Origin of the sequence: Stenotrophomonas chelatiphaga, from assembly GCF_032054965.1 — a bacterium.
Taxonomy (GTDB): domain Bacteria; phylum Pseudomonadota; class Gammaproteobacteria; order Xanthomonadales; family Xanthomonadaceae; genus Stenotrophomonas; species Stenotrophomonas chelatiphaga.
In genome coordinates, this window is sequence record NZ_DAMBRS010000001.1 from 666,828 (window position 1) to 692,578 (window position 25,751).

The 25,751-nt window shown below is 63.8% G+C and carries 22 protein-coding genes and 1 pseudogene; 6 read left to right on the plus strand and 17 right to left on the minus strand.

The annotated features are described in order from the left end of the window. Positions 1 to 51 precede the first annotated feature (51 nt). A complete protein-coding gene (locus tag RTX79_RS03310; RefSeq protein WP_312681810.1) occupies positions 52 to 627 on the plus strand; it encodes a DedA family protein in 576 nt (191 codons plus the stop codon). Between the two features lie 642 nt (positions 628 to 1,269). On the opposite strand, the gene RTX79_RS03315 is transcribed toward RTX79_RS03310, so the two are convergent. From RTX79_RS03315 to RTX79_RS03335, 5 genes are all read right to left on the minus strand, one after another. After that, positions 1,270 to 1,860, minus strand: coding sequence for a TetR/AcrR family transcriptional regulator (locus RTX79_RS03315; protein ID WP_312681812.1), 591 nt, complete (start codon positions 1,858 to 1,860; stop codon positions 1,270 to 1,272). Positions 1,861 to 1,880: 20 nt separating this feature from the next. Continuing rightward, positions 1,881 to 3,158, minus strand: coding sequence for a beta-ketoacyl-ACP synthase II (gene fabF, locus RTX79_RS03320; RefSeq protein ID WP_312681814.1), 1,278 nt, complete (start codon positions 3,156 to 3,158; stop codon positions 1,881 to 1,883). A gap of 36 nt (positions 3,159 to 3,194) precedes the next feature. Beyond that, entirely contained in the window at positions 3,195 to 6,260 is a 3,066-nt protein-coding gene (locus tag RTX79_RS03325) for an efflux RND transporter permease subunit (protein ID WP_312681815.1), read from the minus strand. Continuing rightward, positions 6,257 to 7,369 carry an efflux RND transporter periplasmic adaptor subunit gene (locus RTX79_RS03330; protein ID WP_312681817.1) on the minus strand — a complete coding sequence of 371 codons (1,113 nt, stop codon included), beginning with the start codon at positions 7,367 to 7,369 and terminating at the stop codon, positions 6,257 to 6,259. Before RTX79_RS03330 ends, RTX79_RS03325 begins: the two co-directional genes overlap by 4 nt. A gap of 64 nt (positions 7,370 to 7,433) precedes the next feature. Next, a complete protein-coding gene (locus RTX79_RS03335) occupies positions 7,434 to 8,060 on the minus strand; it encodes a TetR/AcrR family transcriptional regulator (protein ID WP_312681819.1) in 627 nt (208 codons plus the stop codon). Between the two features lie 526 nt (positions 8,061 to 8,586). On the opposite strand from RTX79_RS03335, the gene RTX79_RS03340 reads away from it, so the two are divergent. Next, positions 8,587 to 9,480: an NAD(P)/FAD-dependent oxidoreductase gene (locus RTX79_RS03340; protein ID WP_312681821.1), complete on the plus strand. Its 894-nt coding sequence runs from the start codon at positions 8,587 to 8,589 to the stop codon at positions 9,478 to 9,480. 264 nt (positions 9,481 to 9,744) lie between these two features. Here RTX79_RS03340 and RTX79_RS03345 read toward each other — a convergent pair whose 3' ends face one another. After that, positions 9,745 to 10,134 carry a LysR substrate-binding domain-containing protein gene (locus RTX79_RS03345; protein ID WP_312681823.1) on the minus strand — a complete coding sequence of 130 codons (390 nt, stop codon included), beginning with the start codon at positions 10,132 to 10,134 and terminating at the stop codon, positions 9,745 to 9,747. A gap of 26 nt (positions 10,135 to 10,160) precedes the next feature. Here RTX79_RS03345 and RTX79_RS03350 point away from each other — a divergent pair, with 26 nt between their 5' ends. Further along, positions 10,161 to 10,352 (plus strand): hypothetical protein, encoded by a 192-nt coding sequence (locus RTX79_RS03350; protein WP_312681825.1) that lies wholly within the window; start codon positions 10,161 to 10,163, stop codon positions 10,350 to 10,352. A 144-nt stretch (positions 10,353 to 10,496) separates the two neighbouring features. On the opposite strand, the gene RTX79_RS03355 is transcribed toward RTX79_RS03350, so the two are convergent. From RTX79_RS03355 to RTX79_RS03385, 7 genes are all read right to left on the minus strand, one after another. Next, positions 10,497 to 11,840 (minus strand): DcaP family trimeric outer membrane transporter, encoded by a 1,344-nt coding sequence (locus RTX79_RS03355; RefSeq protein WP_312681827.1) that lies wholly within the window; start codon positions 11,838 to 11,840, stop codon positions 10,497 to 10,499. A gap of 89 nt (positions 11,841 to 11,929) precedes the next feature. After that, positions 11,930 to 12,718 carry a 2-oxo-3-hexenedioate decarboxylase gene (gene dmpH, locus RTX79_RS03360; protein WP_312681829.1) on the minus strand — a complete coding sequence of 263 codons (789 nt, stop codon included), beginning with the start codon at positions 12,716 to 12,718 and terminating at the stop codon, positions 11,930 to 11,932. Further along, the gene (gene dmpG, locus RTX79_RS03365) at positions 12,715 to 13,755 is read right to left on the minus strand and encodes a 4-hydroxy-2-oxovalerate aldolase (RefSeq protein ID WP_312681831.1); all 1,041 of its coding nucleotides are present in this window, start codon (positions 13,753 to 13,755) and stop codon (positions 12,715 to 12,717) included. The genes dmpH and dmpG overlap by 4 nt, the downstream gene beginning before the upstream one ends. Positions 13,756 to 13,765: 10 nt before the next feature. Beyond that, positions 13,766 to 14,704: an acetaldehyde dehydrogenase (acetylating) gene (locus RTX79_RS03370; protein ID WP_312681833.1), complete on the minus strand. Its 939-nt coding sequence runs from the start codon at positions 14,702 to 14,704 to the stop codon at positions 13,766 to 13,768. 40 nt (positions 14,705 to 14,744) lie between these two features. Beyond that, positions 14,745 to 15,539, minus strand: a complete 795-nt coding sequence (locus RTX79_RS03375) for a fumarylacetoacetate hydrolase family protein (protein WP_312681835.1) — start codon at positions 15,537 to 15,539, stop codon at positions 14,745 to 14,747. Next, positions 15,536 to 15,739: a tautomerase family protein gene (locus tag RTX79_RS03380; RefSeq protein ID WP_312681837.1), complete on the minus strand. Its 204-nt coding sequence runs from the start codon at positions 15,737 to 15,739 to the stop codon at positions 15,536 to 15,538. Before RTX79_RS03380 ends, RTX79_RS03375 begins: the two co-directional genes overlap by 4 nt. Before the next feature lie 18 nt (positions 15,740 to 15,757). Further along, a complete protein-coding gene (locus RTX79_RS03385; RefSeq protein ID WP_312681839.1) occupies positions 15,758 to 17,020 on the minus strand; it encodes an MFS transporter in 1,263 nt (420 codons plus the stop codon). A gap of 148 nt (positions 17,021 to 17,168) precedes the next feature. On the opposite strand from RTX79_RS03385, the gene RTX79_RS03390 reads away from it, so the two are divergent. After that, positions 17,169 to 17,840 (plus strand): hypothetical protein, encoded by a 672-nt coding sequence (locus RTX79_RS03390; RefSeq protein WP_312681841.1) that lies wholly within the window; start codon positions 17,169 to 17,171, stop codon positions 17,838 to 17,840. Between the two features lie 64 nt (positions 17,841 to 17,904). After that, entirely contained in the window at positions 17,905 to 18,762 is an 858-nt protein-coding gene (locus tag RTX79_RS03395) for an IclR family transcriptional regulator (RefSeq protein ID WP_312681843.1), read from the plus strand. 444 nt (positions 18,763 to 19,206) lie between these two features. Here RTX79_RS03395 and RTX79_RS03400 read toward each other — a convergent pair whose 3' ends face one another. Further along, on the minus strand, positions 19,207 to 20,829 hold the full coding sequence (locus tag RTX79_RS03400; protein ID WP_428695937.1) for a histidine kinase famiy protein: 1,623 nt from the start codon (positions 20,827 to 20,829) through the stop codon (positions 19,207 to 19,209). A 600-nt stretch (positions 20,830 to 21,429) separates the two neighbouring features. On the opposite strand from RTX79_RS03400, the gene RTX79_RS18275 reads away from it, so the two are divergent. Then, positions 21,430 to 21,840, plus strand: coding sequence for a BLUF domain-containing protein (locus tag RTX79_RS18275; protein WP_428695938.1), 411 nt, complete (start codon positions 21,430 to 21,432; stop codon positions 21,838 to 21,840). Positions 21,841 to 22,013: 173 nt separating this feature from the next. On the opposite strand, the gene RTX79_RS03405 is transcribed toward RTX79_RS18275, so the two are convergent. From RTX79_RS03405 to RTX79_RS03415, 3 genes and pseudogenes are all read right to left on the minus strand, one after another. Then, positions 22,014 to 22,817, minus strand: coding sequence for an SDR family NAD(P)-dependent oxidoreductase (locus RTX79_RS03405; RefSeq protein WP_312681845.1), 804 nt, complete (start codon positions 22,815 to 22,817; stop codon positions 22,014 to 22,016). A gap of 50 nt (positions 22,818 to 22,867) precedes the next feature. After that, positions 22,868 to 24,400, minus strand: a pseudogene (locus tag RTX79_RS03410) (GMC family oxidoreductase); the annotation flags it as partial. Next, positions 24,394 to 25,737: an alpha/beta hydrolase gene (locus RTX79_RS03415; RefSeq protein WP_312681849.1), complete on the minus strand. Its 1,344-nt coding sequence runs from the start codon at positions 25,735 to 25,737 to the stop codon at positions 24,394 to 24,396. The gene RTX79_RS03415 and the pseudogene RTX79_RS03410, both read right to left, overlap by 7 nt. Positions 25,738 to 25,751 lie beyond the last annotated feature (14 nt).

Genomic DNA, 25,751 nt, shown 5'->3' on the forward strand with positions numbered 1-25,751 from the left:
GCCCTGATCGAGTTGATCAATCAGTAAGGTCTGCTGCTTGTCTTCGCTTGGGTGTTGATTGAGCAGGCGGGCGCGCCGCTGCCGGCGTTCCCGCTCATTGTGGTATCCGGATCGCTGGCCGCTTCGGGGCAGCTTCCCCTGGTGCTCATCGCCTTGGTCGTGCTTGCCGCCTGTGTTCTGGCGGACCTGCTTTGGTATACGGCTGGCAAGCGCTACGGGGGCAGGGTGCTCCGGCTCATATGTTGGCTCTCGCTCACGCCAGGCGGCTGCGTGGCTCAAACCCAGTCGGCCTTTGATCGCTGGGGCGCGCGTTCGCTGATTGTCGCCAAGTTCGTGCCTGGACTCTCGACGGTTGCTACGGCCATGGCCGGTGCCACCCAGGTCCCGCTTCGGGTCTTTATGTTCTATGACGCCATGGGCTCGTTGCTTTGGGCCAGTGCAGGGCTTGCCATTGGCTGGGTCTTTGCTGTCGCAGTTGAGCAGGTTCTGACACCCTCATTGGACTGGGGCACTGGGGCGTGGTGCTGCTTGGTGCAGCTTTGTTGTTATACATCGGGCGCAGGGCTTGCGACCGCTATTCCCACCGCAATGACCGACTCATTCCGCGCCTGTCAGTTCAAGAGTTAAGCGGCTTGATGGGTGAAGGCACAGCACGTTTGATTGTCGACGCTTGGGGCAAGAAGCTTCGGGAGATGGAGCGCATCGCCGATGCCGTCTAGAATTTGCAGGAAATCTAACTGTAGAAGCCCCAGATCTAATGCAGGCTGAGGGCTGGATGGCTGCACTCTGCGGGCGAGATGGCTGCATCTGAACCCGGCGCATGAACCCGGCGCACCTAGGCGATCCAAGGGCGGAACTTTGTTCAACCAGACAACTAGCACCCAGAAATTTCTGCGACGGCTTGCGGCGGCCCAAGAATGTCTGCCTTGCGAACCAGAATCTCTGCCTCAACGGGGCAGAATTGTCTGCTGACGAACACTCGTCCTTGTCAGTAGACCCGGAAGGGAAGGAAGAGACGATCCAAAGCTTGATCCAGTGCCAGCCAGAGCCGACGAATGCTTGCTGCGACGCATTAATGATTGCGCATAATGTATATTATGTTCTGCATAGCATGCACCAAGCGAGCTGGCTCACAACTGTCGGCTTCCCTGATTGGTGTAGATTTTACCCTTGGACCTGCCGCCTGCCCCCTGTTTGAAATCAGACAACCGTGAGGCCGGGATCAACTCCTGCCATCGCCACCGAGACTTCCCACAACCGGCTCGACGCTCATCCCGCGAACGTGGAGCCATACGCCCGCGCGAAAAGCGCAATGGTTGCATCACTACGGGAAACAGGCACTGTGCCTTGCGGCAAGCCCTGCTCAGCCAGGATCAGCCGCAGGAACTTCTCCCCGTCATCGCCATTGCTTGAGCTGGGTGACGCATTTGCGAATGCTCGAACTGCTGCCTTGCGATACGGTTGCAGCATCTCAGTCCAACACCCCATGTAGACACCCCTGTCCAGCTCAGAGCGTGTCAACGCTTGGCAGAACGCCTGACAAGATGGATTCAATGCCAGCGTCCGGATGCCATGCCAGATACCCACGAGTGCATCACCCAGCTCAACGTCCCGACCTGTATGGACCGTCGGCTTGGGAATCGACGCCAGCTGCCTTTCCATGACCTCGTGGTAGAGGCGTGCTTTATCGCGGAAGTGTGCATACACCGTGACCTTCGTGATGCCGCACACCTCTGCAATGCGCTTCATCGTCGCAGTCTCAAAACCTTCCTTCGCGAACACCTCACCCGCACCCTCCAGAATCCCCTGCCGACTTCTTGACCTTGCGTTTTCCCAACGCCCTGCGGTCTTGCTGGCCAACGGCGGTTGGCTGCCTGTTCTCACAGGCGCCGGAATACTGCGCTTGCATTCACGCCACCAAAGCCGAACCCATTGGTCAGCGCAAACTCCATGCCGCCCTTCCGTGGTTCGCCGGCGACAATCGACAGCCCTTCGGCCAACGCATCTGGACGAATGAGATTGAGCGTCGCTGGTGCGATCTGATCACGCAGCGCAAGTACGGTGAAGATGGCTTCGATGCCGCCTGCTGCGCCCAGCAGGTGTCCGGTGCTGGACTTGGTGGCAGAGATCAGGAGATCGGGGCGGGACCCGAACAGCGCCCGCATCGCCGCGAGCTCTGCCCGATCACCCACCTCGGTGGACGTCGCATGCGCATTGATGTGATCAACCTGATCCGGGGTGATACCCGCCTGCGCCAGCGCGATCTCCATCGCCCGGCGCGCGCCACTGCCGTCGTCGGGACCGGCCGTCAGATGGTAGGCATCGGAGGTTGTGCCGTAGCCAACCAGTTCGGCAAGCGGCTTGGCGCCACGCGCCAAAGCGTGGTCCAAGCGCTCGATCACCATCACCCCTGCCCCTTCGGACATGACAAACCCATCCCGCTGCAGATCAAAGGGGCGAGATGCAGCATGGGGCCTGTCGTTGAACGACGTGCTCAGTGCCTTGGCAGCGGCGAAGCCGCCCAGGCTGACCCGATGCATCGCCGCCTCGGCGCCACCGCACAGTGCGATGTCCGCCTCACCGGACCGAATGAGGCGTGCTGCGTCGCCGATCGCCTGGACGCCCGCTGCGCATGCCGTGACGGGTGCGCCCTGCGGGCCCTTGAACCCGTAACGGATCGACGCCTGCCCCGCCGCCATGTTGGCCAGGAAGGTGGGCGCAGTGAACGGCGACAACCGACCGGGTCCACGACTTTCGGTGGTGTGGACCGCATTGACGATGGATCCGAAGCCGCCGATGCCCGTGGCAATCACGGTCGCCGTGCGTAGCAGCCCCTGCTCGTCGGCATCACGCCAACCCGCCTGCTCCAGCGCTTCGTGGGCCGCGACCAGCGCGAACTCAACGAACCGATCCATCTTCTTGAGATCTTTCGGCGCGATGATGCCGATGGAATCAAAGCCCGCCTCCGGGTCTTGAACGCGGTCAGGCACGCGGCCCCCTACTTCGCAACCGGTTCCCGCCGCGAGACCGGCATCCAGTGACCCGATGCCGGAGCGCCCGGCCAGGAGGCGCGACCAGACGGCCTCGACCCCGCCGCCGAGTGGGCTGACCACGCCCATTCCGGTCACCACGATGCGGTCTTTGTCAGCAATGCTCATGAGTCACTTCCCATATAAAAGTGGTCCGGGCCAATGTCAGGCAACGGAGGTCTTCTCCGTTCGGACCTTGAACCAGATGGCATACATCGCCGGAAGGAAGACCAGCGTCATCACCGTGCCGGCGATGGTGCCGCCGATCAACGTGTAGGCAAGCGTTCCCCAGAACACCGAATGGGTCAGCGGAATGAAGGCAAGCACCGCAGCCAATGAGGTCAGGATCACCGGGCGCGCTCGGTGCACCGTCGCCTCGATGATGGCGTGGAAGGTCTCCATTCCTGCCTCTTCGTTCTCGTGGATCTGTCCGATGAGGATGAGCGTGTTGCGCATCAGGATGCCTGACAACGCAATCAACCCCACCAGCGCGTTGATGCCGAACGGCTGCTGGAACAGCAGCAGCGTCGGGACCACGCCGATCAACCCCAACGGACTGGTCAAGAACACCATGATCATTGCGGAGATGGAGCGCACCTGCAGGATGATGATCAGCAGGGTCACCGCCAGCATGATCGGGAACAGCGGCAGCATGGCGCTCATTGCCTTGCCCGATTCCTCGATGGAACCGGCTTGGGCAATGGCGTAGCCCTCGGGAAGCGAGGCAATGAGTGGCTCAAGCTGCTTGCTGATCGCGGCGGATACATCCGGTGGCTGCAACGCATCGTCAATGTCACCGCGCACGGTGATCGTGGGCACCCGATCACGGCGGCGCAGCACCGGCTCTTCCATTCGAATCTCTACCCTGCCGATCTGGGACAAGGGAACGCGCTGGCCAGCCGCACCGACCAGGGTGAAGTCCGCAATCCGGGCAGGATCCAGGCGGGTGTCTCCGCCTGACCGAGCAACGACCTCGACGGTGCGGATGTCCTCACGCACGGCGGTGACCGGTACCCCGCTCAGGAAGAACTGCAACTGCTGCGATACCGTGGCCGAGGTCATACCCATCGCTTGCAGACGGTCCTGATCCAGCGTGAAGTGCAGCGTCGGCGTGCGCACGCCCCAGTCGCTGTTGACGGTCCGCATCATCGGGCTGGCGTGCATGGCCTGCTCGACCTTGGCCGCAATGCCCCGAATGACGTCCGGATCCGGACCGCTGACACGGTAGGCGACCGGGTATGGCGAGTAAGGCCCAAACACCAGCTGGGTCACGCGAACGCGTGCCTCAGGCGCCAAGCCATCAGCCACCGCCTGCCGGAGCTTTGCCTTCAGGGCATCGCGCTGTTCCTGACTGTCAGTGCGCACCACGATCTTGGCGAACGCAGGGTCCGGCAGTTCCGGGGAAATGGCGAGATAAAACCGGGGAGCGCCCTGGCCGATGTAAGCCGTGACGATCTTCGATTCGCCTTGCTTCGAAAGCCAGTCCTCGACCTTTCTGGTTGCCAGGCTTGTCTGTTCGATGGCCGTGCCGTAGGGCATCTGCACTTCGACCAACACTTCCGGGCGATCAGAGATGGGGAAGAACTGCTTTTTCACCAGCCCCATGCCCACCACCGAAAGCACGAACAATGCAATTACCCAGCCTGCGGCAAGCCACTTGCGCGCAATCACACGCGCCAGGATCGAACGGAAACGGTGGTAGCGCGGCGTGTCGTAAAGACCGCTGTGCCCGCCTTCCACGGACCTGAGTTCAGGCAGAAGCTTCACCCCCAGGTACGGCGTAAAGAACACCGCCACTACCCACGACACGATCAGCGCAATGCCCACGATCCAGAACATGTTGCTGGTGTATTCGCCAGCGGTGGACCGTGCAAAGCCATTGGGCATGAAGCCCACCGCAGTCACCAGGGTGCCAGCCAGCATCGGCGCTGCCGTATGGCTCCACGCGTAGGCCGATGCCTTGACCCGGCTGTAACCCTCTTCCATCTTCACGACCATCATTTCGATGGCAATGATCGCGTCGTCCACCAGCAAACCGAGCGCCAGGATCAGCGAGCCAAGCGTGATGCGGTCAAAGTTCTTGCCGGTTGCAGCCATGACCATGAACACCGCAGCGAGGGTAAGCGGCACGGCCGCAGCCACCACCACACCCACCCGCCAGCCCATGCTGACAAAGCACACCAGCATCACCACCAGCAGCGCTGCGAAGAACTTCATCATGAACTCGTCGACCGACGAGCTGATGTTCACGGCCTGATCGGTGACCTTGTCCAGTGCCATCCCGAAAGGAAGCCCGTCATTGATCTTCTTGACCTCCGCGTCCAGGGATTCGCCAAGATCCAGGCCATTCCAGCCGTCGCGCATGACGACACCCAGCAGCATGGCCGGGTCACCGCCGTTGCGGATCATGAAGGTCGATGGATCCTCATAGCCCCGCTTGACGGAGGCGATGTCCCGCAATTTGAGGATCTTTCCCTGTGCAACGATGGGCGTGTCGCGGATCTTGTCCAGCTGATCCAGCGCGCCATCGAGGCGAATGAAGATCTGTGGACCCTTGGCCTCGACAGAGCCTGCGGGCGTCAGCGCATTCTGTCCGTTAAGTGCCCCGAAGACCTCCTGTGGCGTGATACCGAGGTTGGACAGGCGTTCGTGGGACAGCTCCACATAGATGCGCTCGGATTGCTCCCCAATGATGTTGACCTTTTTCACGCCAGGGACGTGCAGCAGACGCTGACGAAGGGTCTCGGCGTCGCGCGCGAGCACACGGAATGGTTCGCCCTTCGCTTTCAGTGCGAACAGCGCGAAGGTGACGTCCGCATATTCGTCGTTGACCATCGGACCGATGACGCCTGCGGGCAGGTTCGCCGCTTCGTCATCCATCTTCTTGCGCGCCTGGTAGAACTCCTCCTGGACTTCCGAGGGCGGCGTGCCGTCCTGCAACGTCAGCGTGGTGAAGGAAAGTCCAGGCCGGGTGTAGGTCTCGCTGCGGTCATACCAGCGAAGCTCCTGCAAGCGCTTTTCCAGCTTCTCGGCGACCTGGTCCTGCATTTCCGTGGGCGTAGCGCCTGGCCAGGCCGTCACGATGGTCATGACCTTGACCGTAAACGCGGGGTCTTCCGCGCGGCCAAGCTGGAAGAAAGAAACAATGCCGGCAACGGAAATCAGGAAGATCAAGAAGACCGTGATGGCACGCTCGCGCACCGCAAGCGCCGACAGATTGAACCCACTCACTGACGGGCTCCGTTCGCAGCGGTGCTCGTGGCCGTATCAGCCAGACGAACCACCTGCCCTTCGCGGAGCAAGTGTGCCCCAAGCGCCGCCACGCGATCCGAAGTCTTCAACGCGCCTTTGACCAAGGCGTGGTCATCGCCCAGCCGCTTGACGGCGACTGGCGTCCAGCGGGCTTTGAGCGGCTCACCACCAATCACCCAGACGCCCGTTCCGGTGCCTGGATCGAACAACGCACCCAGCGGAACCTCAACTCCCGCCGCGACGCCGGCAGGTGCGGCGTCTGCAAGTTCTACCGCGACCGTTGAACCCAGCGGCAGCGGCGTATTGCCGTCTTCCAGGGTGTAGCGGGCTTCAAAAGTCCGGGTTGCGGGGTCTGCCGATTGAGAGAGTACGCGCAACCGCGCGGGGATCTTGCCGCTGCCCCCGAACGAGGACGCCGAGGCCACGGAGCCGATGGCGGGACGCACCGTCTCGGGCAATTGGACCACGGCCTCCCTGCTGCCTGCACGGGCAAGCCGGGCGACGATCTGCCCTGACGCCACAACCTGACCGGGCTCAGCGGAGATGGTCATGACCACCCCATCAGCATCGGCAACGAGCACGGTGTATTGACTGGCATTGCGCGCTACCCGGGCTTGCGCTTCGGCCGCTTTGAGCTGCGCTGATGCTGCGTCCGCCGCCGCCTTGATCTGATCATAGGCCGACCGCGACACGACACCCTTGGCGGCCAGATCGCGATACCGCGCTTCGTCGGCAATGGCCTGGGTGCTTTGCGCCCGAGCCGCAATTACCGCTTGCTGCTGAGATGCCGCTACCAGATTCAGATCGATGGGATCAATCCGGTAAAGCACATCACCACGCTTGACCGTCTGCCCGGTCTCGACGAGGCGCTCGGTGACCTTGCCTCCCACTCGAAACGCCAGATCGCTCTGCACGCGCGCGGCGACGGTGCCCGTAAACGTGCGTGCGTTCCCCTCGCCCGCTTGAACCTGTGCAACCCGGACGATGGGGGGCGCGGTGCGGGGGTCGATGTCGTCCGACGTGCCGCAGGCCACAAGGAACAACGCAGCAACGCAGGAGATGGCTAGGAATACAAAACGGCGACGCATACGGCCTTCCGGGAGGGGTATCCGCAAGCATTCTGTTCCTAGTGACTGTTTCAGTCAACCGTCACTATGGCTGCGGCGCCAGGCTCCGAAGCACTAGTTCCTGCAAGGCCAGCGGCGCTTCCGCGTACAGGCCCGATAAGTGTGGAAGCGTCACTGGGTTCAGATAAGGCGCCAACACCTGGAACACCGCGCGACTGGTTCCGTCGAGCGGCGTGCTGGTCTCAAATACCCCGGAGGCGCGCCCCTGCTTCAGGATCAGTTCGACCAGATCCCGGATGCGCCCTTGGTAGGCCTGGGTCGACGGCCATCGATCCGTCGCGGCGGCAACGGCGATTTCATAGAGCCGGCGATCCTGGACGAACAGGCGAAGACTGGCGTCCACGATCGCAGTGAAGAGCGCCCGAAGCCGGTCCGGCGCTGCTTCAACCCTTTCCAAGGCGGCATGTACGTCGCTTTCGATCTGGGCGAGGCAATTGGCACAGATCACCTCCCCGATCGCCTGCTTGGAGGCGAAAAACTTGTAGATGTAGGCCTTGGAGAAGCCGATGGCTTTAGCCAGATCGGACACCGTGGTCTTTTCATAGCCGAAGTGGCTGAAATGGGCTGTGGCAGCCTCGATGATCTGGGTGCGCACGTCATGCTCAGCGGGGCCGCGTCCGGCATCCAGTGCTGCGGTGATTGAAGTAGACATCAGGCAAGCGTAGCGCTCCCCTTAGAAGCGAGCAAATGGTGACCATTCGGGTATCGGTTCACAACGGATCATTCATGGTGACTCTTGACTTCCGTGGTCACTCGAAGAAGAATCCGGCAAACCCTGCTGGCTGATGCAAACCTGACATCAGGCAATGCCAGGCACCACGCCGGGCCAATCGCGCCGGCAGGAATAACGTCTGGGCTCCAGATATCTCCTCACGCGCGACCCGTCAGACCGACATGTGACTGTGGAGGGCAAGCAATGGTCACAAAAAAGACGCTGGCACTCGCGGCACCTTGGTGTCGGCGACGGGCAGCAGGCTGCAAGGCAAATACGACGTCGGCACGGAAGTCGTGGCCGTCTCCGCTGCCTGCTAAGTCTGAAGAACCGGGCCGATCCCCGCCCGCGTCCGTAGGTTGGCGGCGCAAGCCGCCGGCCGGGCTGCAGTACGCCCCGCGTGCACCATCGCCACTATGAGCCAGAGCACCTGCTGCCTGTCCACTGCCAACATGGAGCTACCCACATGAACGACGTCATTATTATCGGCGGCAGCTTTGCCGGCCTGGCGGCCGCACTTCAGCTCGGCCGCGCCCGCCGGCGAGTCACCGTCCTCGATACGGAGCTGCCACGCAATCGATTCGCCGGCCACTCGCATGGACTGCTGGGCCATGATCACAAGCCACCACTGGCCATTCTGTCAGAGTCAAGGGCGCAACTTGCCCGTTATCCGGCGATCAGCCTGGTCACGGCGCGTGCGGAAGGCATCTCCGGCTCGATCGATGACTTCTCCGTCCTGACGGCGGATGGCGAGCGTTTTCGCGCGCGCCGCTTGATCTTAAGTTACGGTGTGGTCGACCAGGTCCCCGATGTTCCTGGTTTTGCAGAATGCTGGGGAAAATCCATAGTTCCTTGCCCTTATTGTGACGGCTTTGAGGCTGCGGAACAGCATTGGGGGCTCGTCTGGTCCGGCCTGCAGTCGCACAATCAGGCCAGGCTGTTCCTCGACTGGACCGACAAATTGACGGTTTTCGCTGATGGTCACGACATTCCGACCGACATCAGGGCAGCCCTGGAGCATCGCAACGTACCTGTTGTCGATGGTCGGATCACCGAGATCGCGCATCACCGAGGTCATCTCACTACCGTCAATCTTGATTCGGGCAGCAACGTGGCCGTCGACATCCTGTTTGCGCATCCGCGTAACAGACCCTCGGCAAGCCTGCATGAGTCGTTAGGCCTCGCCACGGTAGAGACGCCCGCCGGTATCACCCTCAAGGTTGACGAGCGCCGCCAGACCAGCGTGTCCGGCATCTACGCCGCGGGCGATCTCACCACGCCCTTCCTGCCCTCGGTAACCCAGGCAACGTCGCAGGGCGCAATGGCGGGAATCTTCGCCCAGCAGTCGATGCTGGCCTGAGAGCATTGATTGGAGATAAGCATCGCCGTTGAGTCGGGCAGCGCCGGGGCGCGTATGCCGCCAGAATTCGACTGTCTGGTACAACCGTTCCACCCTCGATAAGAATTCTGATCCCGTACTCCGTCTGAAGTCTGCTTACGGCCAGAAGAGGTCATCCGGCCTACCCTTGATAAACATCGCTAATCCCATGGGTTCGCTCGGCCACCGATGACTGAAATTGCACTCCCGCCTTTCAGCAGTCCTTGCAGTGCTGATTCTTGACCCTCATCGCGTCCCCCACACCGGGTCACGAAGCGCCGCAACCAAGAAGTCCACCAACCGGCGGACCTTCAGCGGAAGCTGTTTGCGTGCGGGATAAACCGCAAAGATGCCGAGCTCCGCAGCGCGAAACTCAGGCATCAGCCAAACCAATGCGCCCGCCTTCAGGTCACGATAGATCACGAAGTCCGGCTGCAGGATGATGCCTTGATCGGGCAGCGCTGCAGCGCTGCAGGTGTCCCCTGTCATTGGCGTGGATGCGCGAGCGGGTTCGGCGCCTTCCTGGTCCTTGCCACCCATGGCGCCGGCGCGTACACCATTGAAAGTTGGCGCCAGCGTACTGCCCGGTAAACGCGCCTCGCTGATCCGTTCCACATCCTGAAAGCGGACGTGCAAGCGCCCGCTGCTCCTGGAGTATGCCCATGGCCCGCGCGCCGTCCCTCTTCGTCTCCCATGGTTCGCCGATGTTCGCGATCGAGCCGGGACGGCTCGGCCTCAACCTGCAGAAGCTCGGCGCATCGCTGCAGCGCCTCACCGATTGTCGTGGTGTCGTCGCATTGGAAGACGCTGACACTGCGGGTCACGGCCACCGCTCGCCCTGCCACCATCCATGACTTCGGTGGCTTCCCTGCCCCGCTTTATGAGATCCAGTTCCCGGCAGCCGGCGCACCGTGCTGTCAGGCGGCCACGGGATCCCGCCGGCGATGCGGGCCGACTTCGTCCAGTACTTCGAACAAACTGCCGGTCACCGCTGAGGCTCAGAAGCTGTACTTCACGTGCGTGTGCAGCCGGTTCAGATCGCCGGCCTCTCCATTCTCCAGGCGGCGCTGGGCGTGGCTCAGCTCTGCGCCGAGGTCCAGCTTCGGGAACGGCGAGTAGATCAGGTTGACGCGCCAGGACTGCGCGCGCTCGGTGACCAGCGCGCCGGTCCATTGCGCATCGTTGTCCAGCCAGGCGCCGGAGTAGACCAGGTTGCCGCGCAGCTTGGGTGAGAAGGCGTGACGCCACGCCACGAAGCCGCCGTAGCCATCCTGGGAATGCAGCTCTCCTTCGGCGTCCAGCACGCTGTCGGCACCAAGTGCGAAGCCCAAGTAGCGTCCAATGCCCTGCCCGCCGCTGACCATGTAGCGCAGGTCGTCATTGCTGCCGACGTTGACGCGCCCTGACAGACTTGCCGCAATCCCGGTGTCGGTGCGGCCGTCGTAACGCAGCTTGCGCGCCATGGCCGCCACTGTGAAGTGGCCCCAGGCGCCGCGCTGCGCCCAGCGGGCGGTGATGTCGGGCACGGTGTCATCGCCACTATTGAGGCGGGTGCCGTTGCCCCGGTAGGTCGCCACGGTCGTCTGCGGATTTTCCAACGAGAAGGACCACGGGCCACGCGTGTAGCGAAGCTGCGCCTGACGGTTGAAGATGGTGCCCTCGGACGGGCCGGTGAAGTCCACCGTGTCCGGCAGTGCCGCTACATCCTGGAAGTTGGACCAGGTCTGGCCAGCCAGCCAGTGGTTCCAACTGACATAGGCGTGGCGCAGGGTCAGCGCGTAGGTATTGGTGATTACTTCGTTGCCGGCGAAGGCGTTGTTGCCGCCGCCATACATGTCTGCCTCGATATAGGCCTTGAGCGTGTCGCCACGTTCGGTAAGGGTGTCGGCGCCCAGCCAGAACCTGGAGAACTGGGCATGCACGTCGGTGTAGCTGGCGCTCTTGCCGCTTCCATCCGTGGCGACCGGGGTAGCGGCCGGGAAGTAGAACAGACGGCCGGCCGAGCCATCGGCGATGGCCCCGTCGCTGGTCCGCGTGGTCATGGCATCGAATTTGATGAAGCCGCCTGCCGTGAAGCGGGTGCCGGGCATCGCCCCGGGCAGGATCGGCGTTGACGCCTGCGCGGGCGGCGTTGCAACCACCACCGTCGGGGTGTTTCCTGCCGCCTTGGCATCGCGCTGCTGATACTGCTGCAGCAGCCCTCGCATCTGCTGCATCTCCGCTTCCAGCTCGGCCATGCGCGCCTCCAGCGTGGCGGTATCCACGGCCTGCGACAGCGCCGTGTGCGGTAGTGCGGACAGGGCCAGCCACAACGGCACCGAGGCTGCTGCTCTCCTCTTCATTCCAACCATGATTCCCCTCCCAGGGCATAGCGATGCCAGCACGGCCCGATTGAACGGAACGTGTGGCGTTGACGAACGGATGGAGCGCTCTAGATGAAGCGCATGCCGACCGTGCCGATGCCGTCACCGCGTACCAGAACGTTGTCGCCCGGCTGCACGGCGATCGCCGCGGTGATGGCGCCGGACAGCACGACCGCGCCCGCTTCCAGCGGCTGGCCATGCTCGGACAACATGTTGACCAGCATGGCCACCGCGGCGGCAGGGTCGCCGAGCACGGCCGCACCGGCCCCCACCTCGGCGACCTGGCCGTTCTTCTCCATCACCACCCCCAGCGTCTGCAGATCGAGCGTGGCCGGGTCCGACGGGCGCGAACCCAGGACATAGCGCGACGCCGAGGTGTTATCGGCGATGACGCTGGGCAGGTCGAACCGGAAATTCTCGTAGCGCGAATCGATCAGCTCGATGGCCGGCACCACGTAGCCGGTGGCAGCGAGCACGTCACTGGCGGTGCAGCCTGGGCCACGCAGTGCATCGCGCATCACGAAAGCGATCTCGGCCTCTACCTTGGGATGGATCAGCACGCGGGTGTCCACCGCCGCGCCATCATCGACGGCGTTATCGCTACCGAGGAAGCCGTAAATGGGCGTATCCACGCCCATCTGCTGCATCTTCGCGTGGGATGTCAGGCCCATTTTCATGCCCACGATGCGCACCCCTTCGGCCTGCTTCAGCGCACACAGGCGTTGCTGGATCCGATAGGCGTCAGCCACATCGAGCTCGGGATAGGTGTCGGTCAGTTTGCTGACCTCACGCACGTCGCGTTCGGCGTCGCGCAGCAGGCGGGCGCAACGATCAAGGGTTTCGTTATCAAGGCTCATGCGGGTTCCTTCACTGCGGCCGCATCACGGCGGCGCAGCATGTCCAGGGCGACGTCGACAATCATGTCTTCCTGGCCGCCGACCATGCGGCGCTTGCCCAGTTCAACCAGGATGTCGACGGTATTGATGCCAAAACGCTGCGAAGCGGCCTCGGCGTGGCGCAGGAAGCTGGAATAGACGCCGGCGTAGCCAAGCGCCAAGGTCTCACGGTCCACGCGCACGGGGCGGTCCTGCAGCGGTCGTACGATGTCGTCGGCCGCGTCCATTAGGGCGTACAGGTCGCAGCCATGCGCCCAGCCCAGGCGCTCGGCCGCTGCAATGAACACTTCAAGCGGTGCATTGCCGGCACCGGCACCCATGCCGGCCAGGCTCGCATCGATGCGGATCGCGCCGGATTCTGCCGCGACGATGGAGTTCGCCACGCCCAGCGATAGGTTGTGGTGGGCGTGGATGCCGATCTCGGTGTCCGGCTTCAACGCCTGGCGTAGCGCCTGCACCCGGTCACGCACGTCATTCATGCCCAGCGCGCCACCGGAATCGACCACGTACACGCAGGACGCGCCGTAGCTTTCCATCAGCAGCGCCTGCTCGGCGAGGGCGGCAGGGGCGATCATATGGCTCATCATGAGGAAGCCGACCGCCTCCATCCCCAGGGCGTTGGCCGCTTCAAGGTGCTGGCGCGAGATGTCCGCTTCGGTGCAGTGGGTGGCCACACGCACGATCCGCGCGCCCGCGGCATAGGCGTCCTTCAGGTCGTGCACGGTGCCGATGCCGGGCAGCAGCAGCGTGGCGATGCGCGCATGGCTGACCGACCCGGCCGCTGTTTCGATCCATTCCAGGTCGCTGTGCGCGCCGAAGCCGTAGTTGAACGAGGCGCCCTGCAGGCCGTCACCGTGGGCCACTTCGATGGAGTCCACACGCGCCTTGTCCAGTGCGCCTGCGATGGCGCGCACCTGCGGGAGGCTGTACTGGTGGCGCACCGCATGCGAACCATCGCGCAGAGTGACGTCGGAAATGTAGAGTTTGCGTTGGGTCATGGGAGTCTCCTCAGGCGCCTGCCGGCTGGGCCAGCAGCGATTCGGCCATGCGCTCGGCAGTGGCCAGGGCCGCCGAGGTCATGATGTCGAGGTTGCCGGCGTACGCTGGCAGGTAGTGGGCAGCGCCCTCCACTTCCAGGAAGATGGAGGTCTTCAACCCCGCGGTGGGGCCGATGCCGGGGAGGTTGAGCGGTTCCTCGATCACGTCGAACTGGACCTGCTGCTTGAGTCGATACCCGGGCACATACGCAGCCACCCTCGCCACCATCTCGCTCACCGCGGCTTCGACCTTCGCCGAATCGACGGCCTCGGACAACACATACACGGTGTCGCGCATCAGCAGCGGCGGATCGGCCGGGTTCAGCACGATGATCGCCTTGCCGGCGCGGGCGCCACCGACGCTCTCGATGGCACGCGAGGTGGTTTCGGTGAACTCATCGATGTTGGCGCGGGTTCCCGGGCCTGCCGAACGGCTGGCAATGGACGCCACGATCTCAGCGTAGTGCACCTTGGCGACCGAGGCGACGGCGGCCACCATCGGGATGGTGGCCTGCCCACCGCAGGTGACCATGTTGACGTTCAGCGCGGCCAGGTTGGCCTCCAGGTTGACCGTGGGTACGCAGTACGGCCCGATGGCTGCAGGGGTCAGGTCGATGACCCGGATCGACGGCCGCGCCTGGCGCAGCAACGCATCATTGCGGACATGCGCCGACGCGGACGTGGCATCGAAAACGATGTCGATGTCAGCAAACACCTCCGATGCGATCAGCCCTTCCACGCCGGTGGCGATGGTCGGAACGCCGAGCCGGGCCGCGCGGGCCAGGCCGTCGGAAGCGGGGTCGATGCCCACCAGCGCGCCCATTTCAAGATGCCGGCCGTTGCGCATTACTTTGATCATCAGATCGGTGCCGATGTTGCCGGGACCGATGATGGCGACTTTCAGGGTCATACCGCACTCCTGTGGGGATACGTGGGGGGATGAAGCGGGATCAGGCAAAGTGCACGTCGGCGCTGCCCAGGGCGCCCATGCGTACGCGCATGTGGTCACCGCGCTGCACCGGGATCAGGGGCACCAAGGCACCGGAAAGGATCACCTCGCCCGCCTTCAGCGAGGTGCCGAGGCGGCCGAGCGTATTGGCCAGCCACACCACGCAGTTGATCGGCGACCCCAGCGCAGCCGCACCGGCGCCGGTCGCGACAAGCTCGCCGTTCTTTTCCACCACCATGCCGAGCGTGCCCAGGTCCAGGCCCTTGGGTGACACGCGCTGGTCACCCAGGACGAAGGCGGCAGCGGAGGCGTTGTCGGCCACGGTGTCGGTGATGCCGATCTTCCAGTCCCGAATCCGCGAATCGACGATCTCAAAACACACCGAAATCGCTTCGGTAGCCGCGATCACTTCGTGATGGGTAATGCCAGGCCCGCACAGATCACGCTTGAGGTGGAAGGCGATCTCGCCTTCCGCCCGGGGTGCGATCAGCCCATCAAGCGACAGCATGGCGCCGTTGCGCACTTCCATGCGATCAGTGAGGAAGCCGAAATCCGGCTGGTCCACCTTGAGCATGCGCTGTACTGCCGCGCTGGTTGCGCCGATCTTCTTGCCCACCACGCGCTCACCGTCGGCCACGCGTCGCGCCAGCAGGTCGCTGGAGATCGCGTAGGCGTCCTCGATACGCAACCCGGCGATGCGCTCGCTGAGCGGGTCCAGGGGCGCGCCTTCGCGCAGCGCACGGTACAGCTGCGTGGCCTGTTCGGCGATGTCGGCCGGGGTCAGGGTGGCGCTCATGCGGATGCCCCGGCCGGCGGATCGCTCTTGAGTACATCGCCCACCGCGAAACGCTGCGGCGGAACTTCGTTGACCATCACACGGATGGCCTGCATCGGCGCGTCCAGCTGCTCGTGTGCAGCGCGGGCCACCGCGCGGATGAAGGCCTGCACCTTCTGTTGGTCGCGGCCCTGCACCAAGGTTACTTGGATGATTGGCATGTCAGTCTCCAGGGTGAATCAAGTCAGTTCCGCGCCCTTGGTTTCAGGCAGGAACAGCAGCACGATCAGACCGGCCAGCGCGAAGAAGCCGGCGGTGGCGAGCAAGCCGCTGCCCACGCCATGCTGGTTGGCCAGGTAGCCGATCAGCGCCGGTGCGATCGCGGCGATCGCGCGGCCGCCGTTGTAGACGAAGCCCTGCGCGGTGGCGCGGATGGACGTCGGGAACATTTCCGCGAAGGTGGGGGCGAAGCCGCTGTAGAAGCCGGTGCCGAAATAGGCGACCACGATGCCGAACGCCATCAACAGCCCCGGCGTGTGGATCATCACGAACAACGGCACCGACAGCGCCGAGCCGGCGAAGAAGATCAGGAAGGCCTTCTTGCGCCCCAGCCGATCGGCGATGTAACCGAAGGTGACGTAGCCCAGCGCCGCACCCACCTGCATGATCACGATCCACACCGTGGACTTGACCAGGTCCAGTCCCGGACCGCCCTCGGCGACCGGCGTGGCCAGGTAGGTCGGGATCCACGTAAACAGCCCCCAGTAGCCGCACATGGCTGCCGTGGTGAAGGCCAGGCCGATCAGCGTGTTGCGCCGATGGGCACTGAACAGCGCACCCAACGTCTCAGGGAAGCTCAATCGCCTGGCCTGGTTGACCCAGATCTCCGGCTCCTTGACATGACGGCGCACGTAAAAGGCCAGCAGTGCCGGCAGCAGGCCGACCGCAAACACCCAGCGCCAGCCGTACATCGGCACCACCACGGCTGCGACGATGGCCGCCGCCGCATAGCCTGCCGCGAACGCGCTCTGGATCCATGCCATCACCTTGCCGCGGTGCTGGGCCGGCCAGGTCTCGCTGACCAGCGCAGAACCGGCCGACCATTCCCCGCCAACGCCCAAGCCAACGATGATCCGGAACAGCATCAGCTGGCCAAGCGTGTCGGAGAGCCCGCACAGCGCAGTGCCTACCGAGTAGCAGACGATGCTGAGGATCATCGACTTGGCACGTCCCATGCGGTCGGCCAGGAACCCGAACAGCAACCCGCCGGCGGCGGTCGCCAGCAGGGTGGCGGACATCACCATGCCCGCGTCGGACTTGTCGAATCCCAGGTCGGCACTGACGTGCTTGATGACCATGGCGAACAACATGAGATCCATGATGTCCAGCGCCCAGCCCAGATAGGCCGACCGGAAGGTGCCCCACTGCTGCTGGGTGGCGCCTTGCCACCAGCGCTTGTTGCCGGTGTCGCCTGATGGCGACGTGGACGTACTGCTTGCCATTTGTTCCCCCTCCGGAATCTTTGGCGGTTGTGATGTATCGGCAATCGATACCGATGGGCGACTATAGACCACATTTTTGAGAAACGGAACATATACGATACGTTGGTATCGCTGTACGATACGGCCACACTTCCGAAGGATTACGCCCATGTCCGATCTCATCCTGCGCCTCCACGAAGACCGCCTGCCTGCGGGCTGCCCGCCGATCCACCTGCCGGCACTGCCGCGCGCGATGTATGTGCGCTCGGGTGGGTTGGCCGTCGACGGGCACGATCAAGGACAGTGGCTCGGCGACGGCCATGCGTCCGTTGCGCAGGGCGAGACCACCCTCATCAACGGCGGCGAAGAGACGATCTTGTGGCGCTGGGAGCTGAGCGATGCCGCGGTATCCGGTCCGGGCGCCCTGCCCTCCGCACCCGCGGCCACCAGCAAGTTGAAGCTGGAAGCGCCGGTAGCGTTGGACCCGCGCTTCAGCTGGCTGATGCGCTGCGACCGGGTCGAGTTCCCGCCGGCCGGGGTAGCGCTCACCCACGTGCATCAAGGCCCGGGAATCCGCATCTGCCTCAGCGGCGAAATCCGCATCGAAACGCTCGGCGAAGCGCATGCCTATCCTGCCGGGAAAGCCTGGTTTGAACTGGGCCACGCCCCGGTACTGGCGCCTACCACAGAGCGCGAACCGACCACCTTCATCCGCTGTTTCCTGCTTCCCCGTCAGGTGAAAGGCCGCAGCTCCATTCGCTACGTGCATGCCGCGGACGCCGCGGCCAAAAAGGTTCAGCAGTACCGGGTTTTCGCAGAGCGATACATCGACCTGCCGTGAGATGGTTGACCGTGAGGTAATCTAGCGCCTGCAGCACGCCCCTCGAGTTCGCCACAAGGTTCCCATGCCCCGTCAGACGCCCAGTGCCATCAAGGAAATCAATGCCAGCGACGGCGCGGATGTCATCGAATCGGGGGCGGCTGACCTGGGCGCCGAACAGGGGTTGCCCACCGCCATCGTCTCGCTGAAAGTCATCGAGGCGCTCGCCGCCGCCCCTGCCGGGCTGGGCGTCACCCGTCTCGCCGAAATGCTCGGCATGCCCAAGGCCCGCATCCACCGCCATCTGAGCATGCTGCGCGAGCACGGCTATGTCGGCCAGGACCCGCGCACGAACCAGTATCGGGTCGGCTGGCAGATGTTCCTGCTGGGGCGTGCCTGCACCAGCCGTTTCGACGTGATGTCGCTGGCCAAGCCGGTGCTGGAGCGCCTCCGCGACCAGGTCGGGCAGACGGTCGTCATTGCCACCTACTCGGACAATGAAGTGGTGGTGATCGACTTCCTGCGCGGCACCGCGCCGGTGGAGATCAGCCTTCGCCCCGGGACGCGGTTCCATCTGAACACCGTCGCCCAAGGCAAGGTGGTACTGGCCTTCGCGCCGGAGAGCGTTCGACAGCAGTTCCTGGTTCAGCCGCTGCAGTCCTGCACGCCTCGAACCATCACCGATCCTGATCGACTGCGCGCCGAGATCGAGCTGGTGCGTCGCCGCGGCTGGGCCGACGCACCGGAAGAGCTCTACATCGGCGTCAACGCGCTGGCCGCGCCTCTCCTGCAGGCCAACGGTGAACTGTTCGGCACGGTGGCGATCATCGGTTCGATCCACTACCTGCCCGGGACGCCGGAACCGGCGCATGTGCAGGCGTTGCTCGAGACCTCACGAAGGATCTCCGAACTCATGGGATACGAGGCATCGTCCGGAAAGTGACGGATGTCCAGGCCAACGGTGGTGTGCCAATCGCCGCGGTGCCAGTCCAGCACGATGGGATCGATGACTTGCTTTCCGCGCTGCAGGAGGCACTGCCGGTCCCCAGCCCGCACATGCAGGATCCCGCCCTACTGACCCGCTTCGCCGCGTTGCGCCAAGCGCTGGATTCCCTGCCCACTAGACTGCGTCGCGTGACTTGGCCAGCAGCTTTGCCAAACTGGCACTTCCAGGCCGAACAGCTTCCGCGTCAGGGCGCTTCAGCTGACCAGGACCGTGCCGCTGGCTGTATCGTCGCCCCTCATTGTCGGATCCACCGACTGCATCGGAGCGGCGGGGGCCGATCGTCGGGCGGACTGATCCGACCGGGAATGTCACCGGGCCATTGGGGCATTGCTGGATGCTGCAGCTGAAATGTCTTTACAGCTGCCTCAGGCTGGCGGTGCTTCAGCCCACGCCGGTCGGGCCTTCCATGACCAAGCGCACCTTTCGGAGTAGCTGCTGCCTGGTGAATGGCTTGTTGAGAACTTCGAACTCCGAGCCGCCTGCATCGGTTCGCTCCAAGCTGCTCTCGGCATAGCCGGTGGTGAGCAGAATTTTGACCTTTGGCAAGCGGCGCTTGAACTCTCTTGCGAGCACCACTCCGTTCATGCCACCTGGCATGATCAAATCCGTGAAGAGCAGATCGAAGGTCTCACCGCCATCCAAAAGCTTAAGTGCACTGCGGCCATCTGTCGCCACGCTGGTGCTGTAGCCCCCATCCCGGAGCAACATCTCGGCAAGCTCTGCGACGTCCTCTCGATCCTCGACAATGAGGACGCGCTCGGAGCCGCCCCGATCCATCGCCATGTTCGAGCGGCTCGCTTCCTTCGTCTGTTGCTCATCGGTCGCGGGGAAGAACAGCGAGACAGTCGTACCGACGTCCAGCTCGGAAGAAATGCGGACCGTACCGCCGGACTGCTTCACGAACCCATACACCATGGATAGCCCAAGGCCAGTGCCTTGACCTTCTTCCTTGGTGGTGAAGAACGGATCCATCACCCGTCTTACAATCTCTGGCGCCATGCCGGTGCCGCTATCGGCCACCGAGACCGAGACAAAACGACCCGGGGGAAGTTGATCATAGGGAGAAACCCCATCGCTCTCGACCTCAATGTTCTCAGTCTTCAGCACAACGACTTTTTCCTCGCGACCAGCAAGCGCGTCGCGGGCGTTGATCAAGAGATTGAGGATTGCAACCTCAGCTTGGGTTGGATCAATCTTGCAGTTCCACAGCGTCGAAGCGAGATGCGTTTCGAGCTCTACGTCTCCGCCTAGCCGCTGGGTAGCAAGCTCGACCATCGAACTCACCAGGCCATTCAAATTGACGGTCCGACCCTCAAGTTTCTGACGGCGAGAGAATGCGAGGAGCTGCTGCGTAAGGACGCCTGCCTTCGTTGCGGCAGACTGGGCCTGGCGTGCTGCCTTGCGCACGAAACTATCGGGCCGCAGCTCTGCCTCGGAGGTGTTGGCTATCAGTTCCAGGTAGCCTGACATCACTTGCAGAAGGTTGTTGAAATCGTGGGCAATGCCGCCGGTGAGCTGCCCCAGGGCTTCCATCTTCTGCGCCTGCCGCAGGGAGTCCTCGGCATCCCTTCGCCGGGAAACATCAAGCTGGGAGCCAAAAAAGTAGACGAGTTTCCCCTCGTCATCGAACACCGGGGAGACGAACAGAGCATTCCAGAAGGTTGACCCATCCTTACGGTAGTTCAAGATTTCCGTAGCCACTTCTCGTGACTCGCGGATGCCTTCCCGAACCTCGTCGATTGAGGATCGGTCCGTATCAGGTCCTTGGAGAAAGCGGCAGTTGCGGCCCTCAAGCTCCTCTCGCTCGTAACCCGTCATTTCCAGAAATGCACGGTTTGCGAAAATTATCGGATTGTCCGGCTGATGCGGATCCGTGATGATCATTGGCATGCGCGTCGTCTCGACGGCGCTGAAAAAGATATCCGAACGCTTGTCGCCGAATGCCTTGGCTTCAGCCGCCCGTACCGCAGGAGACGGAAAGCCCTTGAACTGATCGTTTGACACGCATTTCCTTTTGGCCGCGAGGGCTCGAACGCGATGACCGCAATGGTGAACCAGCAGCGCCGTGGCGCGCTCCGGTGGCGACGTTACCACGCTCAGGCGTGCGGCACCGCCCACGTTGCCGGCGGGTCTCCATCACGCAGTCGAGTTGCCCTGATCAAGGAACCAGGCGCTTTCCAAGCGTGACTTCTTCAAGGCGCTTGCGGCTTATGGCTTGGTGCTCGCCGCATGTGGGGCACGTCAGTACGCCTGCACCCTCAAGGTCAACAAGTCCTCTGTCCTGACCAACGGTCGCCAGGTTCAGACACTTGAGGCACTGGATGTCCAGTTCGTGAAGCTTGGAGACGCCACCCGATTCCGATAAGTCCGCACGTATCCCTTTGATCACAAAGCGCAATCCCATGATTCGCCGAGCCCTGCAGTTGCACATTGGTATTTCCATGCTGGGTGAACGCATACCTGCGTGAGGTGAACGCTCGTAGACGCTACGTCGACTAACCGAAACATAAATTGTTCATAAAAACGGCCTGCGTCTGAGACATAGGCTGTTAGTCTTATCACTAACAAATTGTGCAGGCGCGTTGGGTGGCTATAAGAGCAGTTGTGTACATCAGCCAAGCAGCAGGCGGCCTGACAGAGGGCAGGTTGCATGCGCTTGCGGCGAGCGCCGCGACGTTTAATCGGCTCGCGGGTGTCACTGGAGTGCTACTCACCGATGGGGCTCGCTTTTTCCAGTATTTCGAAGGTCCGCACGATGGGGTGGACGCTGTATACGGGCGAGTAAGGTCTTCAAGCAGTCACAGAGGCCTGACAGAGATCAGCAGCGCAGTTGTGAAGTCGCGACAACTCCCTCATTGGGAAATGCATGCGATCGCCGTCGAGGGAGAGGCTATCGATCGGCTTGTCGCTGCTTGTTGGGAAGAGGAAAGCGTAGACGCAAAGGCTGAGAAAGAGTCCGGCATGAAGGTGATTTCAGATCTTCTAGATCTACCCAGATCCTCTACTCGGGGCTGACCTCCATGGGCGGAGACGGCGATGCGCCAGCGCCTGCTTGGCGCGTGTGAGTTGATCACTAGTAAAGGCATATCGGCCCATCGACGTCCCCTGGAGATTCATTTCAGGCCGGTGGAGATTGGACCTGCGGCCATCCAGCGTCACGTCTCCGCGCGGGAAGCGATCACGCTGCCCTACCCGGCCAGCGTAAACACCGAGCCCGAGTCGACCCGGATGTTGGCGCCGTTGATGAAGCTGGCGCGCTCAGAGCACAGCAGCAGCACCGCAGCGGCAACCTCTTCGGGCCGCCCGCGGCGCTTGAGCACAATGCCGGGGCGCTCTTCGTCCAGGAAGCTGCGCACCGCCTCGTCGAACGACACGCCCTTTTCCTTGGCGCGCTTGTGCATCATCGCGTCGGTCATCGGCGTATGGATGAAGGCCGGTGACACGGTATTGATCATGACGTTGTCCTTGCCGTACTGCTTGGACAGTCCCTTGGCCAGGCTCAGCACGCCCGCCTTGGAGGCGCAGTACGGTAGCTCGTCGGTATAGGGCTGGACGGCATCCTCCGAAGCGAACAGCACGATCCGCCCCCAGCCCTTTGCGCGCATCGCGGGAATGGCCTGGCGGCACATGCGCACGGCGCCCATCAGGTTGATGTCCAGCGTGCGCAGCCAGCCCGCATCGTCCACATCAAGAAAGTCGCCGGTGGCACCGGTGACGCCGGCCGCGTTGACGTAGATGTCCGGATCGCCCAGCCTGCTGCGCACCGTGGCCCAGATCCGCTCGACATCGTTGGCATCGGTGACATCACCGGCAACGGCCATCACCTCACCCAGCGGTGTCAGCTCCTGCAGGGCCTCATCAAGCGTGCCGTCAGCCACGTCGGTGATCGCAACGCGCACACCCGCCTGCAGCAGCTCGCGTGCGCTCTGTTTGCCCATGCCCGAATCAGCGCCGCTGACCAGCGCAATGCGTCCTTCTATTCCGAGATCCATGATGTGTCCTTGTTGGGGGAGGAAGTGGTGCCCCGGGGCGGCCGCGCCTGCAGGAAGCGCTCGGCCGTACGCAGGCCCAGCGCCATCTGGGTCAGGGCCGGATTGGCGGCCAGCGCGCTGGGGAAGATGGAGTTGTCGCAGATGTAGAGATTGGGGATGTCGAAGCTGCGCCCGTCGGCGTCCACCACCGCCGTGCCCGCCGAATCGCCCATCCGGCAGGTGCCCAAGGTGTGTGCCGAGCGCGCGGCGGCGAAGATGCCGGTCGCACCTGCGGCTTCCCAGATGCGGCTCAACTGGGCCTGCGCGTGCGCGTCCAGCGCCTTCTCGTTGGGTCCATAACTGAAGTCGATCCGCGCACGGCGCATGCCGAATGCATCCTGTTCATCGCTGAGGGTCAACCGGTTCCCGTCCTGCGGCAGGCACTCGCCGTTAATGCCGATACCGGCCAGGTGCCGGTAGGAGGACAGGGCATCCACCAGCGGCTGGCCCCACAGTCCTGCGCCGCGGGCAAAGGTGTTGGCCAGTGTCGCCGGCTGCACGCCCAAGCTCTGCACCAGGTAGCCGCCAACGAAAGAGGCGTCCTGCGGGCGAACGAAATCCTCCGAGATGAGCGAGGACGGGTAGCCGCGGTTCATGCACATGTCCGCGTCGAACGACCCCCACACCTGGGTGGCCACGTGGGCCATGAAGTTGCGCCCGACCTGGCCGCTGCTGTTGGCCAGCCCCAGGTTGAGCAGCAGGCGCGGTGTCTCCACGCCGCCTGCGCACAGGAAAGCGGCCGAGCACTTCACCCGGTGCAGGCGATGCTCGCGCTGGTAGACCACCGCGCTGATGCGGCCACGGGTGTCGCGCTCAAGGTCCACGACTCGGCTTTCATCGCGGACGGTGGCGCCGTGTGCCCTCGCCCACGGCAACCAGGAGGTATCCGTGCTGGCCTTGGCGCCATTGCTGCAGCCCTGATGGCACGCACCACAGTTGTTGCAGGCGTGGCGCAGGCCCCAGTGCGCCTGCTGCCGGGCCTGGCTGACCAGCGCGGCCGGCGCATCGGTGGCGCGCACGCCGAGCGCATTGCAACCGCGCTGCATGGCCTGCGCCGAGGCATTGCGCGGCACGGGCGGGTAGCCGTACTGGCGGGCCGTGTCGCATGGGTAGTGCGCCGGGCCGGATACGCCGATGAACGCCTCGACCCTTTGTATGTATGCCAGCAACTCTGCTGGTGCGATGGGCCAGTCTGCCCCCTGCCCTGTCAGCGAGCGCAGGCGCAGGTCGCGCGGGTCCGGGCGTGGACAGAACGCGCCCCAGTGCAGCGTGGATCCGCCCACACCCTGGCCGGAATTGTTGGCGCCGAAGGCGGTAGGCGTCTGGCCGCCACTGAGGCGCTCCTCCATCCAGTAGATGTCGGTGGCCAGTTCGTCGGCAAGGTGATCATCCGGGGTGAAGGTGCGGCCCGCTTCCAGTACCAGCACCGATACCCCTGCCTCCGCCAGGCGGGCTGCCAGCGGCGCGCCACCAGCACCGCTGCCGATGATGACCGCATCGACCGACCCGGCCGTTGCGCGGACCTGCTCAGCACCCCTCAGCATGGAAGCTGCCACGCATCGATCGTGCCCGCTTCGGTGTGCTCGTAGCCTTGACTCTGCGCACCCTTGCCTCCGACGGCAAAGCCGTCGTAGCCGATGCGGGCCCAGGTGGAGGGAAGGCCCATCCATGTCCTGGCAAACAGCGCCCGCGCATCTTCGAACCACTGGGCCCACTGCACCGGATCCAAGGTGCCGCCCGGCGGCGCGATGGCGCTCTGCCGTTGTACCTGGTCAAGCAGGCCGTGCTGCGCGGCAGCGTCCAGCGTGGTGAATCCATTGGCGGCGGCATCCAGTTGATCCAGCGCCTGTGCCCATGCGTCCGCATCGGCGGGCAGGTCGGCAAACCGCCAGCCGTCGCTTTCCTGGTTCACCAATGCGTGGCCGACGCGCAGCGCCAGGTCATCGGCATCGGCGCCGGGCACAAGGCGCGCCGCCAAGGCAGTGAGCACGGCCAGATGGCGAGCGGGCAGTGCCGATTCCTGCAGCGGCAGCGGCGTGGCATGGCGGGCCAGCAAGCGGGCTCGCATGCGCGGGGCGACGCGCTCGGCGTCCAGCAGTTGGACGAACGCTGCGGGCAACGCGGACGCAGCCAGCGGCAGTGCCCACGCTGCGATGCGCTGGGCAAGCCAGTCGGGCTGCTCGAGCGGAATCAGATGCGCGGCGTCTGGTACGACGTCGACCGACGCGTGCAGATAGTGCGGTACGTTCAGTGCGCGTTGCCCCGCTTCGCCGAGGTCGCCGTCCTCGGCGCCGGCGATTATCAGCGCCGGTACGCGTAGATGTGCGGCCCGGTGCTGGCGATGCTCGCGGCTGCCGCGCTCCAGCCAGGCACGCCAGGCGATGGGATCGGTTCGCAGCACATCCACGATGGCCCCTTCGCGGGCAGCCCCGGCAAGCGGACGGTGCGTGTTGGCGTCGATGAATTCTTCAGCATGGGCCCGAGTAGGCGCGCCCGTCGCGAACCAGTCCAGCATCTTCGCGCGTCGCGCCTCCTGCATGGGTTCCGGGCACGGCGGCGATGCCGCCACCAGCACCACGCCGCTCAGGCCTGCCAGCCCCTGCACGCCGTCGCGACTGCGTGCGGCAAGCAGCGTGGCGATCTTGCCGCCCATGCTGTGGCCGACGGCGAACCAGCAGGTGGGTGCACGCGCGGTCACTTCCTGCTGGAACCAGTCCACCAGGGCATCGATGTCCGTCGCGTTGCCCGCGGCAGTGCCACCAAAGCCAGGAATATCCAGCGCGACACACTCGAACTGCTCGCCCAGGGCGCGCTGTACGGCACTCCATTCACGATGACTGGCGCCGAGGCTGTGCAGGAGAAAAAGAACGGGACGTTGCATGAAAACCTCGTCGT

What these genes read in the sequence shown, in the direction of transcription:
- fabF (WP_312681814.1), bottom strand. Translation starts at nt 3,158, where the DNA reads ATGAGCATTGCTGACAAAGACCGCATCGTGGTGACCGGAATGGGCGTG.
- RTX79_RS03330 (WP_312681817.1), bottom strand. Translation starts at nt 7,369, where the DNA reads ATGCGTCGCCGTTTTGTATTCCTAGCCATCTCCTGCGTTGCTGCGTTG.
- RTX79_RS03335 (WP_312681819.1), bottom strand. Translation starts at nt 8,060, where the DNA reads ATGTCTACTTCAATCACCGCAGCACTGGATGCCGGACGCGGCCCCGCT.
- RTX79_RS03340 (WP_312681821.1), top strand. Translation starts at nt 8,587, where the DNA reads ATGAACGACGTCATTATTATCGGCGGCAGCTTTGCCGGCCTGGCGGCC.
- RTX79_RS03350 (WP_312681825.1), top strand. Translation starts at nt 10,161, where the DNA reads ATGGCCCGCGCGCCGTCCCTCTTCGTCTCCCATGGTTCGCCGATGTTC.
- RTX79_RS03355 (WP_312681827.1), bottom strand. Translation starts at nt 11,840, where the DNA reads ATGAAGAGGAGAGCAGCAGCCTCGGTGCCGTTGTGGCTGGCCCTGTCC.
- dmpH (WP_312681829.1), bottom strand. Translation starts at nt 12,718, where the DNA reads ATGAGCCTTGATAACGAAACCCTTGATCGTTGCGCCCGCCTGCTGCGC.
- dmpG (WP_312681831.1), bottom strand. Translation starts at nt 13,755, where the DNA reads ATGACCCAACGCAAACTCTACATTTCCGACGTCACTCTGCGCGATGGT.
- RTX79_RS03370 (WP_312681833.1), bottom strand. Translation starts at nt 14,704, where the DNA reads ATGACCCTGAAAGTCGCCATCATCGGTCCCGGCAACATCGGCACCGAT.
- RTX79_RS03375 (WP_312681835.1), bottom strand. Translation starts at nt 15,539, where the DNA reads ATGAGCGCCACCCTGACCCCGGCCGACATCGCCGAACAGGCCACGCAG.
- RTX79_RS03380 (WP_312681837.1), bottom strand. Translation starts at nt 15,739, where the DNA reads ATGCCAATCATCCAAGTAACCTTGGTGCAGGGCCGCGACCAACAGAAG.
- RTX79_RS03385 (WP_312681839.1), bottom strand. Translation starts at nt 17,020, where the DNA reads ATGGCAAGCAGTACGTCCACGTCGCCATCAGGCGACACCGGCAACAAG.
- RTX79_RS03390 (WP_312681841.1), top strand. Translation starts at nt 17,169, where the DNA reads ATGTCCGATCTCATCCTGCGCCTCCACGAAGACCGCCTGCCTGCGGGC.
- RTX79_RS03395 (WP_312681843.1), top strand. Translation starts at nt 17,905, where the DNA reads ATGCCCCGTCAGACGCCCAGTGCCATCAAGGAAATCAATGCCAGCGAC.
- RTX79_RS03405 (WP_312681845.1), bottom strand. Translation starts at nt 22,817, where the DNA reads ATGGATCTCGGAATAGAAGGACGCATTGCGCTGGTCAGCGGCGCTGAT.
- RTX79_RS03415 (WP_312681849.1), bottom strand. Translation starts at nt 25,737, where the DNA reads ATGCAACGTCCCGTTCTTTTTCTCCTGCACAGCCTCGGCGCCAGTCAT.